Annotated in this window: 11 protein-coding genes; 10 read left to right on the plus strand and 1 reads right to left on the minus strand. The window is 64.8% G+C overall.

Annotated elements, in window-relative coordinates:
* From NXT3_RS19125 to NXT3_RS19135, 3 genes are read left to right on the plus strand one after another with little or no spacing between them, the layout of a single operon-like run.
* The gene (locus tag NXT3_RS19125; protein WP_199773311.1) at positions 1-1614 is read left to right on the plus strand and encodes an acyl CoA:acetate/3-ketoacid CoA transferase; all 1614 of its coding nucleotides are present in this window, start codon (positions 1-3) and stop codon (positions 1612-1614) included.
* A complete protein-coding gene (locus NXT3_RS19130) occupies positions 1607-2386 on the plus strand; it encodes an enoyl-CoA hydratase/isomerase family protein (protein WP_037418301.1) in 780 nt (259 codons plus the stop codon). Before NXT3_RS19125 ends, NXT3_RS19130 begins: the two co-directional genes overlap by 8 nt.
* Positions 2386-3894 (plus strand): aldehyde dehydrogenase family protein, encoded by a 1509-nt coding sequence (locus NXT3_RS19135; RefSeq protein ID WP_037418304.1) that lies wholly within the window; start codon positions 2386-2388, stop codon positions 3892-3894. Before NXT3_RS19130 ends, NXT3_RS19135 begins: the two co-directional genes overlap by 1 nt.
* A 107-nt stretch (positions 3895-4001) precedes the next feature.
* Here the strand turns inward: NXT3_RS19135 and NXT3_RS19140 are convergent, their stop codons facing one another.
* On the minus strand, positions 4002-5078 hold the full coding sequence (locus NXT3_RS19140) for a LacI family transcriptional regulator (protein ID WP_104839875.1): 1077 nt from the start codon (positions 5076-5078) through the stop codon (positions 4002-4004).
* 331 nt (positions 5079-5409) lie between these two features.
* Between NXT3_RS19140 and NXT3_RS19145 the strand changes: the two genes are divergently transcribed.
* From NXT3_RS19145 to NXT3_RS19180, 7 genes are all read left to right on the plus strand, one after another.
* The gene (locus NXT3_RS19145; protein WP_037418310.1) at positions 5410-6654 is read left to right on the plus strand and encodes an ABC transporter substrate-binding protein; all 1245 of its coding nucleotides are present in this window, start codon (positions 5410-5412) and stop codon (positions 6652-6654) included.
* 239 nt (positions 6655-6893) lie between these two features.
* On the plus strand, positions 6894-7772 hold the full coding sequence (locus NXT3_RS19155; RefSeq protein ID WP_037418313.1) for a carbohydrate ABC transporter permease: 879 nt from the start codon (positions 6894-6896) through the stop codon (positions 7770-7772).
* The gene (locus NXT3_RS19160; protein ID WP_097539633.1) at positions 7772-8653 is read left to right on the plus strand and encodes a carbohydrate ABC transporter permease; all 882 of its coding nucleotides are present in this window, start codon (positions 7772-7774) and stop codon (positions 8651-8653) included. Before NXT3_RS19155 ends, NXT3_RS19160 begins: the two co-directional genes overlap by 1 nt.
* Before the next feature lie 4 nt (positions 8654-8657).
* Complete coding sequence (locus NXT3_RS19165) at positions 8658-9770, plus strand: ABC transporter ATP-binding protein (protein ID WP_104839876.1); 1113 nt, start codon at positions 8658-8660, stop codon at positions 9768-9770.
* A complete protein-coding gene (locus NXT3_RS19170) occupies positions 9767-11287 on the plus strand; it encodes a GMC oxidoreductase (protein WP_037418321.1) in 1521 nt (506 codons plus the stop codon). Before NXT3_RS19165 ends, NXT3_RS19170 begins: the two co-directional genes overlap by 4 nt.
* Complete coding sequence (locus NXT3_RS19175) at positions 11284-12057, plus strand: 3-ketoacyl-ACP reductase (protein ID WP_104839877.1); 774 nt, start codon at positions 11284-11286, stop codon at positions 12055-12057. The genes NXT3_RS19170 and NXT3_RS19175 overlap by 4 nt, the downstream gene beginning before the upstream one ends.
* An 89-nt stretch (positions 12058-12146) precedes the next feature.
* Positions 12147-13802: a GMC family oxidoreductase gene (locus NXT3_RS19180; RefSeq protein WP_097539635.1), complete on the plus strand. Its 1656-nt coding sequence runs from the start codon at positions 12147-12149 to the stop codon at positions 13800-13802.
* The last annotated feature ends 208 nt before the right edge of the window (positions 13803-14010 follow it).

A 14010-nucleotide genomic window follows, 5' to 3' on the forward strand; every position in this document is an offset into this window, starting at 1 on the left:
ATGAGCAAGCATATTTCGCCGGCAGAAGCGGCTGCAATGATCCCGGACGGCGCCGTCGTTTCGGTCTCCTCTTCGAGCGGTCTCGGCTGCCCGGACCTGATGCTGAAGGCGATCGGCGAGCGCTTCGAGGCGACCGGCCACCCGCGCGACCTGACGACGCTGCATCCGATTGCCGCCGGCGACATGAGCGGCATCAAGGGGGTCGATTACATCGCCCGGAAGGGTCTGCTGAAGACGATCATCGGCGGCTCCTATCCTTCCGGCCCCTCGAGTGCCGAGCCACCGCTGATCTGGCAGATGATCGGCGCGAATGAAGTCGCGGCCTACAACATTCCATCCGGCATCCTCTTCGACATGCACCGCGAGGCGGCGGCAAAACGCCCGGGCGTGATGACCAAGGTGGGTCTCGACACCTTCGTCGATCCGTCGCGCGAAGGCTGCGCCATGAATGCTGCCGCCGCCGCCGAACCGGTGGTGAAGAAGATTACCTTCGAGGGCGAGGACTGGCTCTATTTCAAGGCGATCGCGCCAGAGGTGGCGATCATCCGCGCGACCACCGCGGACGAGCGCGGCAATCTCACCTATGAGCACGAGGGCGCCTATCTCGGCGGGCTCGACCAGGCGCTCGCCGCCCGCAACAATGGCGGCATCGTCATCGCCCAGGTGAAGCGCATCGCCAAGGAAGGTTCGTTCAAACCGCACGACGTGCGGGTGCCGGGCGTGCTCGTCGATTACGTCGTCGTCGATCCGGATCAGAAGCAGACGACACAGACGCTCTACGATCCGGCGATTTCCGGCGAGATCTTCCGGCCGCTCGACAGTTTCCGCGTCCCGGAATTCAATATCCAGAAGGTGATCGCCCGCCGCGTCGCGCAGGAGCTCGAGGCGGGAAGCGCCGTCAATCTCGGCTTCGGCATCTCGGCCAACGTGCCGCGCATCCTCTTGGAAGAGGGGCTGCATGGTGCCGTCACCTGGGTGATCGAACAGGGCGCGGTCGGCGGTGTGCCGCTGCTCGACTTCGCCTTCGGCTGCGCCTCCAATGCCGATGCCTTCATGCCGTCGCCCTACCAGTTCACCTATTTCCAGGGCGCCGGCTTCGACGCGTCGCTGCTCTCCTTCTTGGAGATCGACCGTAGCGGCTCGGTCAATGTCTCGAAGCTCAGCTTCCGCCCGCATGTGACCGCCGGCGCCGGTGGCTTCGTCGACATCACCGCGCGGGCGAAGAAGATCGTCTTCTCCGGCATGTTCAACGCCGGCGCGAAACTTGGCGTCACGGACGGGCGACTCGTCATCGAGAAGGAAGGCAAGCTCAAGAAGCTCGTTAATCAGGTCGAGCACGTCACCTTCTCGGGACGCCGGGCCATCGAGCAGGGGCAGGACATCACCTACGTCACCGAGCGCTGCGTCATGAAGCTGACGGCCGAGGGCCTCTTGCTCACCGAGATTGCGCCGGGCGTCGACATTGAGGCGCATATCCTCGACCAGTCGGAATTCCCGCTGGTGGTTTCCGACAGGCTGAAGGTGATGGACGCGGCGCTCTTCCACCAGGCGCCGCTGGGGCTCAAGCTGCCGGCGAAGCGCCGGCGCGAGATCAGGGGAGGTGCTGATGGCTGACGAGCGCATCCGTATCGAGATCGACGGTGCCGTCGCGACGATGACCGTCGCGCGGCCGGAAAAACTCAATGCCTTCGACATCGACATGCTGAAGGCGCTCGCTTCCGCCTGCGATGCGGTCGAGGCAAATCGCGACGTGCGCGCCGCGATCCTTACGGGCGAGGGCAAGGCGTTCTCCGCCGGGGGCGACATCAAGGCCTGGGGCGGCATGGATGCCGTCGCCTTCGGCCATGACTGGGTGCGCTTCGGCCACCGGGTTTTCGAGCGCCTCGCGACGCTGCGCATGCCGGTGATCGCCGCCTTAAACGGCCATGCGCTCGGCGGCGGCCTCGAACTGGCCGCGGCGGCGGATATCCGCATCGCCGAAAGCCAGGTGAAGATCGGCCTGCCGGAAACGAGCCTCGGCATGGTGCCCGGCTGGTCCGGCACTCAGCGCCTCGTTGCCCGTTTCGGCGCGCAGATCGTGCGGCGCATGGTGCTCGGCGGCGAGATGTTCTCGGCGGAGGCGGCGAGGGCCGAAGGGCTCGTCGATGCCGTGGTCGAGACCGGTACGGTCATGGCCGCGGCGCGGGATTATGCCGGGCGGATCGCTCGCCGCGGCCCGGCGGCGCTCGAAATATCGAAGCTGATGATCGCTTCGGCGAATGGCGAGGACAAGGGTGCCGCCGTCGAGACGCTGGGTTCGATCCTCGTCGCCAAGACCGGCGATCTCAGGGAAGGCGTCGCGGCCTTCAGCGAAAAGCGCGAAGCGCGCTTCAAGGGAGAATGGTGATGATGGTTCTGCTGAGGCCGAAGCCGCTTGGCGACTACACGGTCCGCGAATTCCGCATGCTGATCGACGGCCAATGGATGGCCGGCACCGAAGACCGGACAATCGAGCGCGTGGCGCCCGGTCATGGCGTCGTCGTCAGCCGCTATGCCGCGGCGACCAAGGTGGATGCCGAGCGCGCCATCGCCGCGGCGCGACGCGCCTTTGACGACGGTCCCTGGCCGCGCATGACGGCATCCGAACGCTCGCTGATCCTGCTCCGCGCTGCCGACATGATTGCCGCGCGCGCCGAGGAGCTTGCCTTTCTCGACGCGATCGAATCCGGCAAGCCGATCAGCCAGGCCAAGGGTGAACTCGCGGGTGCGGCCGATATCTGGCGCTATGCCGCAGCGCTCGCCCGCGAGCTTTCCGGCGAAAGCTACAACACACTCGGCGACGGCACCCTCGGCGTCGTGCTGCGCGAGGCGATCGGTGTCGTCTCGATCATCACGCCCTGGAACTTCCCCTTTCTGATCGTCAGCCAGAAGTTGCCCTTCGCGCTGGCCGCCGGCTGCACGTCAGTGGTCAAGCCTTCGGAACTCACCTCCGCCTCGACCCTCGTCCTCGGCGAAATTCTCGAGGCCGCAGGAGTTCCGGCAGGCGTTGTCAACATCATCGTCGGCACCGGGCCGGAGGCAGGTGCGCCGCTCACCACCCATCCGGATGTGGACATGGTCTCCTTCACCGGCTCGACCGGGGTGGGGCGGCTGACCATGGCGAATGCGGCGCAGACCCTAAAGAAGGTGTCACTCGAACTCGGCGGCAAGAACCCGCAGATCGTCTTCCCCGACGCCAATCTCGACGAGTTCGTCGATGCGGCGGTGTTCGGCGCCTATTTCAATGCCGGCGAATGCTGCAATGCCGGCTCGCGGCTGATCCTGCATCGCGACATCGCCGAGGAGGTCACGGCCCGGATCGCCAGCCTGTCGGCCAAGGTCAAGGTCGGCGACCCGCTCGATCCGGAGACGCAGGTCGGCGCGATCATCACGCCGCAGCATCTGGAAAAGATCGCCGGCTATGTAACTGCCGCCGCGGGCGAGGGGGCGGCCGTCAGCCACGGCGGTGCAGCGCTCGATCTCGGCATGGGCCAGTTCATGGCGCCGACCATTCTTTCGTCCGTCCGTCCGGAAATGGCGGTGGCGCGCGAGGAGGTTTTCGGGCCGGTCCTCTCGGTCCTCACCTTCGAGACGACCGAGGAGGCGATCCGCATCGCCAATTCGATCGACTATGGGCTCTCGGCCGGCGTCTGGAGCCGCGACTTCGACACGTGCCTGACGATCGGGCGGCGTGTACGTGCCGGCACGATCTGGATGAATACCTTCATGGACGGCGCCTCCGAACTGCCCTTTGGCGGCTACCGCCAGTCGGGTCTCGGGCGTGAACTCGGGCGGCATGCGGTGGAAGACTACACGGAAACCAAGACGCTCAACATGCATATCGGCCGGCGCACCAGCTGGTGGATGCCGCGCTGAGATCGGAATCGGGAGGCAGGTCGAAGATGCGATTACTCGCTAGGTTCGCAGCAACGATGAGGCAGGGGAGGCGGATGCCGTGCCTTGGCTCGTCGACCGCCCGCCAGTCAGACCGCGCCGTCTCCCGGGACTTCGGCGGGCATCTTGAAGCGAAGCTCCGGGTCGAGCAGCAATTGCAGCTCGCCGATATCGGTACTGCCGCCGATGCGGTGCAGCAGGATGCGTCCCATATGCGCGCCGGTCTCGGTCAGGTCCTCATAGATGGTGTCGACCTGCGGCTGGATGGCCCCGAGCAGCGGCGAGGTCTGCTTGGCGACGATGTCGTATTCGAGCCCCAGCCTCAGGCCGCAATCGCTCATGCCGGTGATCGTCGCCAAGGCGCAGACCTCGCCGCCGCAGGTGAAGCCGTCCGGCGGATCCTTCTCGGTCTGGCGCCGGCGGATCCGGTCGCGGATCGCGCCCGCCGGACTGTCGAGGTCGATGTCGGAGAGGATTTCGTAGGCGCAGCCCGTCTCGCGCACAGCCGTCATGAAGCCATGCAGGATGTGGCCGCTGAAGGTGAAATCGGCCGGGCCGCTGATCAGCGCCGGCTTGCGGCGGCCCTTGGCGATCAGCCGCCGCGTCGCCTCATAGGTGAAGGTGAAATTGTCGTAGTCGACGAAGGGATGCGCGGTGGCAAGCTCGGTGCGGCCGTGGGTGACGAAGGGAAAGCCGGCCTCCGAAAGCAGCTTGACGCGCGGATCGAGAGGTTCGGTGCGCGAGAAGATCAACCCGTCGGCCATGCCGTTGCGGATAACGTAGTTCACCGCATCGATATTCGCCGCATCGAGGAAGTTCGGCATGACGATCAGGTGGTAGGCGGTGCCCTGCAGCGCGCGGGCGATGCCGGCCATGACCGAAGTGCCGTAGCCGAGGATCTCTTCGTGCGGCGCGAGCAGCACCGCGATCACGTTGGTGCGCCCGGTCTTCAGGCGCTGGGCGGCGCGGTCCGGGGAGTAGCCGATGTCGAGCGCCACCTGACGCACCCGCTGGCGCGTCTCGAGCGAGATCTGCGGCGCATCGGCAAGCGCCCGCGAGACCGTGGTGACGGCGAGACCGGTGATGTCGGCGATGGTGCGCAGGGTGGGCTTGCCGCGCCTTTGCGCGGTTCCTTCCGGGCGAACGGGTTTCGTAGGATCGGCCAAACGAATGCTTCCCTGCAAGCGGTCAAGAGCGGCATTTGTAACGTGACGCCAACCATCAGGCAATCGTATGATGCAAACGATTTAAACCGTCCTAGCGCGGATTTTCTGCTGCGCCGCAGCATCTGCGTTGTGCCGCAGAACGCAGGTAACTCAGACTGTTTCGGCGGAAGAGTGGTCGAACAGCGGGTCCGCTTGACTCGTGGCGATTTGTAACGTTTTAAATTGAGCGGGCGGTGCATGCCGCAAGCCCAAGCTGCCCCTGAGAGTGGGCGGCAAATCAAGCAAGGCGGAGGAGATTTCCGCTTCGGTAACTTGCAAACGGGAGGAAACGATGCGCAAGTTGATGACGACGACGGCTGTTGCAGCACTGATGTTGGCGGCAACCGCCGCGCGCGCAGCAGAGAACGTGGAGGTGCTGCACTGGTGGACGTCCGGTGGCGAAGCGGCGGCGCTCGACGTTCTGAAGAAGGACCTAGAAAGTAAGGGCATCACCTGGACCGATATGCCGGTGGCCGGCGGCGGCGGCACCGAGGCAATGACCGTGTTGCGCGCCCGCGTCACCTCGGGCAATGCGCCTACGGCGGTGCAGATGCTCGGCTTCGACATTCTCGATTGGGCCAAGGAAGGGGCGCTCGGCAACCTCGACGAGATCGCCGCCAAGGAGGGCTGGGACAAGGTGGTTCCCGCCGCCCTGCAGCAGTTCTCCAAATATGACGGCCACTGGATCGCCGCTCCCGTGAACGTCCACTCGACCAACTGGGTCTGGATCAACAAGGCGGCGCTCGACAAGGCCGGCGGCAAGGAGCCGGCCAACTGGGATGAGCTGATCGCGCTGCTCGACAAGTTCAAGGAGCAGGGCATCACTCCGGTCGCTCACGGCGGCCAGCCCTGGCAGGATGCGACGATCTTCGACGCGGTCGTGCTTTCGCTCGGCAACGACGTCTACAAGAAGGCCTTCATCGACCTCGATCCGGCGACGCTCGGCGGCGACAAGATGAAGGAAGCCTTCGATCGGATGACGAAGCTCAGATCCTATGTCGACGACAACTTCTCCGGCCGCGACTGGAACCTCGCCTCGGCGATGGTCATCGAGAACAAGGCCGGCCTGCAGTTCATGGGCGACTGGGCGAAGGGCGAATTCCTGAAGGCGAAGAAGGTGCCGGGCACCGATTTCGTCTGCATGCGCTTCCCGGGAACGCAAGGCTCGGTCACCTTCAACTCCGACCAGTTCGCGATGTTCAAGGTCTCGGACGACAAGGTCCCGGCGCAGCTGCAGATGGCCTCGGCGATCGAAAGCCCGACCTTCCAGTCGGCCTTCAACGTCGTCAAGGGATCGGTTCCGGCCCGCACCGACGTTCCGGATACCGACTTCGACGCCTGCGGCAAGAAGGGCATCAAGGACCTTGCCGAAGCCAATGCCAACGGCACGCTCATGGGCTCCATGGCGCATGGCCACGCCAACCCGGCCGCCGTCAAGAACGCCATCTACGACGTGGTGACCCGCCAGTTCAACGGCGAGCTCAGCTCCGAAGAGGCGGTGAAGGAACTCGCCGCGGCGGTCGAGGCTGCGAAGTAAGGGTGGTGCGGGGGAGGGGCTTGCCCCTCATCCCGCTGCCGAGACCTTCTCCCCGCCTGCGGGGAGAAGGGACAAACAGCGAGCTCGGCGTGCCTTTCATCTCCTGAGGGCTGAGCTGTCCCCTTTCCCGGGAGGGAGGGGGCGGAGGCGCCGCGGCATATCCCTTCTCCCCGCGTGCGGGGAGAAGGTGCCGGCAGGCGGATGAGGGGCAAAAAAGAAACGATACGGTGGTAACAAACATGGATAGCCGCACCCGGCTGCAGGAGCTTCTGCCGAAGCTCGTGCTCGCCCCCAGCTTTCTCATAGTTCTGGTGTTCGTCTACGGCTTCATCGTCTATACGGGCTTCCTGTCGCTGACGGACAGCAAGATGCTGCCGTCCTACAATTTCGTCGGGCTCACGAATTTCAGCCGGCTCTGGGCGCTGCCGCACTGGTGGCGGGCGGTCAGCAATCTGGCGATCTTCGCGACGCTCTATATCGTCATCTGCTCGGTGCTCGGCTTGGCGCTGGCGATCCTGCTCGACCAGAAGATCCGCGCCGAAGGGTTTCTCCGGCCGATCTATCTCTATCCGATGGCGCTCTCCTTCATCGTCACCGGCACCGCCTGGAAGTGGTTCCTCGACCCCGGCATCGGGCTTGAGAACACCATGCATCTGTGGGGCTGGGAGAGCTTCTCCTTCAACTGGATCAAGGACCGCAACTACGCGATCTATTGCGTCGTCATCGCCGCCGTCTGGCAGTCGACCGGCTTCATCATGGCGATGTTCCTGGCGGGCTTGCGCGGCGTCGACAACGAGATCATCAAGGCCGCCCAGATCGACGGGGCGACGACGCCGACCATCTACCGGCGGATCATCATACCGCTGATGCGGCCGGTCTTCCTCTCGGCTTTCGTCGTTCTCGCCCATCTCGCCATCAAGGCCTACGACCTGATCATCGCCTTGACCGGCGGCGGGCCGGGGCAGGCGACGGAGCTGCCGGCGACCTTCATGTATTCCTACACCTTCACCCGCAATCAGATGGCGATCGGCGCCTCGTCGGCAATCATCATGCTAGTGATGATCTTCTCGATCATCGTCCCCTATCTCTATTCCGAAATCCGGGGAGGAAAACGCTGATGGGCGCTCCCAGTCCCGAGAACGTCATCTCGCACAACCGCCTGACCCGGGCGCTGATCTACTTGGCGCTGATCCTCTTCGCGCTCTATTCGCTGCTGCCGCTCTACGTGATGGTGGTGAATTCCCTGAAGCCGCTCGACGAAATTCGCCAGGGGGGCATGCTCAACCTGCCGCAGATCTGGACGATCGAGCCCTGGCTTTCCGCCTGGTCGACGGCGCAGATCGGCGTGCAGCCGACCGGTCTCCGCCCCTTCTTCATCAACTCGATCCTGATGGTCGTTCCGGCCGTTGCGATCTCGACGATCATCGGTGCGCTCAACGGCTATGTACTGACCAAGTGGCGCTTCCCGGGAGCGAACATCTTCTTCGGCATGCTGCTCTTGTCCTGCTTCATCCCGTTCCAGATCGTGCTGATCCCGATGGCGCGCATCCTCGGCATTCTCGGCATTGCGGGGTCGATCTGGGGGCTGATCCTCGTCCATGTGGTCTACGGCATCGGCTTCACGACGCTCTATTTCCGCAACTATTACGAGGCCTTCCCGACCGAATTAGTCCGCGCCGCGCAGATCGACGGAGCGAGCTTCTTCCAGATCTTCCGGCGGATCATGCTGCCGTCCTCCGGGCCGATCATCGTCGTCTCGGTCATCTGGCAGTTCACCAATATCTGGAACGACTTCCTGTTCGGTGCCTCGTTCTCCGGCCCCTATTCGACGCCGATGACGGTGGCGCTCAATAACCTGGTGAGCTCGTCGACGGGGGTCAAGGAATACAACGTCCACTTCGCCGGCGCGATCCTCGCCGCCCTGCCAACGCTCATCGTCTATATCGTGTCCGGCCGCTACTTCGTCCGCGGGCTGATGTCCGGCGCCGTGAAAGGGTAAGCCCATGTCATTCTTGAAAATCAGCAATCTGCGCAAATCCTACGGCTCACTGGAGATCCTGAAGGATATCAACATCGAGATCGAACAGGGCGGCTTTCTCGTGCTCGTCGGCCCGTCTGGCTGCGGCAAGTCAACGTTGCTCAACACGATCGCCGGCTTGGAGCCGATCACCTCGGGCGACATCGCCATCGATGGTCGCTCGGTTTCGGGGCTGCACCCGTCGAAGCGCGACATCGCCATGGTGTTCCAGTCCTATGCGCTCTATCCGAACATGACGGTCGCCGGGAACATCGCCTTCGGCATGGAAATCCGCGGCGTGCCGAAGGAGGAGCGCGACAAGGCGATCAAGCAGGTCGCCGACATGCTGCAGATCGGCCATCTGCTCGAGCGCAAGCCCGGCCAGCTTTCCGGCGGCCAGCGCCAGCGCGTCGCCATGGGCCGTGCCCTGGTGCGCGACCCGAAACTCTTCCTCTTCGACGAGCCGCTGTCGAACCTCGACGCGAAGCTGCGCGTCGACATGCGCACCGAAATCAAGCGCCTGCACCACCGCATGAAGACGACGATCGTCTATGTGACGCATGACCAGATCGAGGCGATGACGCTCGCCACCAAGATCGCCGTGTTGAAGGACGGCGTGCTGCAGCAGTTCGGAACGCCGGCCGAGATCTACAACAACCCGGCCAATATGTTCGTCGCCGATTTCATGGGATCGCCGGCGATGAACCTGCTGAAGGCGCGGATCGAAGCGGCCGGGGAGAACGTCGCGGTCACGCTGGAGCGGCCGAATGCCGAGCCGCTGAAGCTCGCCATGCCGCATGACGGTGCGCTCTCCGCCTATGCTGGCCGTGACGTGGTCTTCGGCATCCGTCCTGAGGCACTGACCGATCCGGACGGCGCCGACCGCAATGCGAAGTTCGTCGCCGAGGGCGACTGCCTGATCGAGGTGGTCGAACCCGCGGGTTCCGATACCTTCGCGGTGACCCGTCTCGGGGGCAAGGAAATCGTCGCGCGGCTCAGGGCAGACGCCCGCATCGCCCCCGGCCAGACGTCGCGGCTCGCCTTCAATCTCGACAAGGCGGTGTTCTTCGACCCCGAGAGCCAGATGCGGATCGCATGAGCCAGAGCATGCAGAGCCAGCCGGATATCGTCATCATCGGTTCGGGTGTCGGCGGCGCCACGGTGGCCGCGGGACTTGCCGCTTCGGGCGCCGAAATCCTCATCCTCGAGGCCGGCCACCACATCGAGGACCTGCCGGTCAATCGCGACCAGCGGGCGATCTTCCAGCGCGGACATTTCCGGCCGAAGGAGACCTGGTACGAGGCGGGCGGCGCCGGCTTCAACCCCGGCAACTACTACAATGTCGGCGGCAACTCGAAATTCTACGGGGCGGTGCTCACACGCTACCGCCGCGAGGATTTCGAGGAGATGCGGCATCTCGACGGCGTCTCGCCCGCCTGGCCCTTTTCCTATGAGGAGCTCGAACCCTGGTACGCCAGGGCGGAAGCGCTCTACCAGGTGCGCGGACGCCTCGGAGAGGACCCGACCGAACCGGCGCATTCGAACGACTATCCGCATGCGCCGGTGCCGGACGAGCCGGCGATCGCCAAGGTGCGCAAGCGGCTGCGCGAAAACGGCCTGCATCCCTATTCGCTGCCGCTCGGCATCGATATCGACCGCTGGCTCGCCAAGGGCAAGACGCCCTGGGACGCACATCCGAACAGTTTCGACGGCAAGATGGACGCCGAGACGGCGGCGCTGACGGCGGCGCTCGAATATCCGAATGTCCGCCTGCAGACCGGTTCGCGGGTTACGCTGCTGACGACGGCGCCAGACGGCAAGGCGATTGCTTCCGTGCACTATGTCAAAGACGGTGTGGAACACAGTCTCTCGCCGAAGCTCGTCATTCTCTCCGCCGGCGCCGTGCAATCGGCCGTTCTGCTGCTGCGCTCGGCGGACGACCGCAACCCGGCCGGCCTCGCCAACCGCTCCGACCAGGTCGGCCGCAATTTCATGAACCACAATTCGAGCGCGGTGATCGCGCTCAGCCCTTGGTATCGCAACGATTCCGTCTACCAGAAGACCTTCGGCCTCAACGATTTCTATCTTTCCGATGGCGAGGGTGGGCCGCCGCTCGGCAATATCCAGCTCCTCGGCCGCGTCTCCGGCGCGATCCTGAAGGCCAACATGCGGTCGATGCCCGAATGGCTGCTCGGCCAGGTTTCTTCCCGCGCCATCGACTTCTACGCCATGAGCGAGGATCTGCCGTCGCCCGAAAGCCGCATCATGGTCGACGGCGACCGCATCCTGCTCCAATGGGTACGCACCAACTGGCATGCGCATCTGAAGCTCGTCGCCAAGCTGAAGGCGGTGCTGAAGCAGGCAGGCTTTCCGGTGGTGTTGGCGCGCGCCTTCGACAAGCGGACGCCGTCGCACCAGTGCGGAACGGTGCGGATCGGCAATGACCCGGCACAGGCGCCGCTCGACGTCCATTGCCGCGCCTTCGACCATCCGAACCTCTTCGTCGTCGATGCAGGCTTCCTGCCGACCTCCGCCGCCGTCAATCCGGCCCTGACGGTCGCGGCCCAGGCGCTGCGCGTCGCCGATCATATCGTTAGGGAGGATCTCCGGTCATGACGGACAAGGCTCGCCCCGTCGCGATCGTCACCGGCGGCCGCCGCGGCATCGGCCTCGGCATCGCCCGGGCTCTTGCGGCCGGTGGTTTCGATATCGCGATTACCGGCATCGGTGACGCGGACGGCGTGGCGCCGGTCATCGCCGAACTTGAGGCGCTCAGGGCACGCGCCATCTTCCTCCGGGCCGACATTGCGGATCTTTCCGGTCACCAGACAACCGTCGACGCGGTGATCACCGCCTTCGGCAGGATCGACTGCCTTGTGAATAATGCCGGCATCGCCTCCGTGGTGCGCGGCGATTTCCTCGACCTGAAGCCGGAGAATTTCGACACGATCGTCGGGATCAACCTGCGCGGCACGGTCTTTTTTACCCAAGCCGTTTTGAAGGCCCTGCTTGCGGTCGAGGCGGGCGCGCCACGTTCGATCATCAACATCACCTCGGTCTCCGCGGCGATGACCTCGCCGGAGCGGCTCGACTACTGCATGAGCAAGGCGGGCCTTGCCGCCTTCAGCCAAGGCCTGGCGCTGCGGCTCGCCGAGACTGGCATCGCGGTTTTCGAGGTGCGCCCGGGGATCATCCGCTCCGACATGACCGCCGCCGTCTCCGGCAAATACGATGCGCTGATCGCCGGCGGGCTGGTACCGGTCAAGCGTTGGGGCGAGCCCGAGGATATCGGCAATATCGTTGCCGGCCTCGCCAGCGGCAAATTTGCTTTCGCCACCGGCTCAGTCATTCAGGCCGATGGGGGCCTGTCGATCAGTCGACTTTAGCAGCAAGGAGCGTCTCGTCGGAGGCGTCCGCCAGATTTATCACGACTTCTATTTGGAACGTTCCAATAGAGGCGGCGGAGGAACGGAGAATGGCATTCGACTACATCATCACCGGTGCCGGCCCGGCCGGCTGCGTGCTTGCCAATCGGCTGAGCGAGGATCCGACGGTCAAGGTGCTGCTGCTGGAAGCCGGCGGCGGCGACTGGAATCCGCTGTTCCACATGCCGGCCGGCTTTGCCAAGATGACCAAGGGCGTGGCGAGCTGGGGCTGGCAGACGGTGCCGCAGAAGCACATGAAGGGCAGGGTGCTGCGCTATACGCAGGCGAAGGTGATCGGCGGCGGTTCGTCGATCAATGCGCAGCTCTACACCCGCGGCAATGCCGTCGATTACGATCTCTGGGCGAGCGAGGACGGCTGCGCCGGCTGGGACTATCGCAGCGTGCTTCCCTATTTCAAGCGCGCCGAGGACAATCAGCGCTTCGCCGACGACTACCATTCCTATGGCGGGCCGCTCGGTGTCTCGATGCCGGTCTCGTCGCTGCCGATCTGCGACGCCTATATCCGCGCCGGCCAGGAGCTCGGTATTCCCTACAATCACGATTTCAACGGCAAGCAGCAGGCGGGCGTCGGCTTTTATCAGCTGACCCAGCGCAACCGCCGGCGCTCCTCCGCGTCGCTCGCCTATCTCTCGCCGATCAAGGATCGCAAGAACCTGACGGTGCGCACCGGTGCCCGCGTCGCCCGCATCGTGCTCGAAGGAAGCCGCGCCGTCGGCGTCGAAGTGGTGACCGCCAAGGGCAGCGAGGCGGTCCGCGCCGAACGGGAGGTGCTGGTCTCTTCCGGCGCCATCGGCTCGCCGAAGCTGCTCTTGCAGTCCGGCATCGGCCCGGCCGACCACCTGCGCTCGATCGGCGTCGAGGTTCGGCATGACTTGCCCGGCGTCGGCGGCAATCTGCAGGACCACCTCGACCTCTTCGTGATTGCCGAATGCACCGGCGACCACACCTATGACAATGTCGCCAAGCTGCACCGCACGCTCTGGGCGGGCCTTCAATATGTGCTTTTCCGCTCGGGTCCGGTCGCCTCGTCGCTCTTCGAGACCGGCGGCTTCTGGTATGCCGATCCGAATGCCCGCTCGCCGGATATCCAATTCCATCTCGGCCTCGGCTCGGGCATCGAGGCGGGCGTGGCGCGGCTGAAGAACGCCGGCGTCACGCTCAACTCCGCCTATCTGCATCCGCGCTCGCGCGGCACGGTTCGCCTTTCCTCGGCCGATCCGGCGGCCGCGCCGCTGATCGACCCCAACTACTGGGAGGATCCGCATGACCGCAAGATGTCGCTCGAAGGCCTGCAGATCGCCCGCGAGATCATGCAGCAGCCGGCCCTCGAACCCTTCGTGCTCGCCGAACGTTTGCCGGGTAAGGATATCAAGACGGACGAGCAGCTCTTCGACTATGGCTGCGCCAATGCCAAGACCGATCATCATCCGGTCGGCACCTGCAAGATGGGCACGGATGCGGCGGCTGTGGTCGATCTGGAGCTGAAGGTGCGCGGCCTAGAGGGTCTGCGGGTCTGCGACAGTTCGGTGATGCCGCGGGTGCCGTCGTGCAACACCAACGGGCCGACGATCATGATGGGCGAGAAGGGGGCCGACATCATCCGCGGCCTGCCGCCGCTGCCGCAGGCCGTGTTCGAGCACGAGCGCAACGACACGCGGCCGCGGGCTCGCGCGGCAATTCGCTGACGCGAGGCAAGCATGATCCGCCACTGCGTTTTGATCCGCCTTCGCACCGAGGTAAGCAAGGCCGACGTTTGCCCCTCATCACGCTTCCGCGACCTTCTCCCCGCAAGCGGGGAGAAGGGGTATGCCGCGCCCTCTTTGTCCGCTCTCCCCGCGCGCGGGGAGAGCGGGCTAGTCCTCGGGTTAAACCCGAGGAGAGGGGCAATCGCCG

It is taken from the genome of Sinorhizobium fredii (assembly GCF_002944405.1).
Lineage (GTDB): Bacteria > Pseudomonadota > Alphaproteobacteria > Rhizobiales > Rhizobiaceae > Sinorhizobium > Sinorhizobium fredii_C.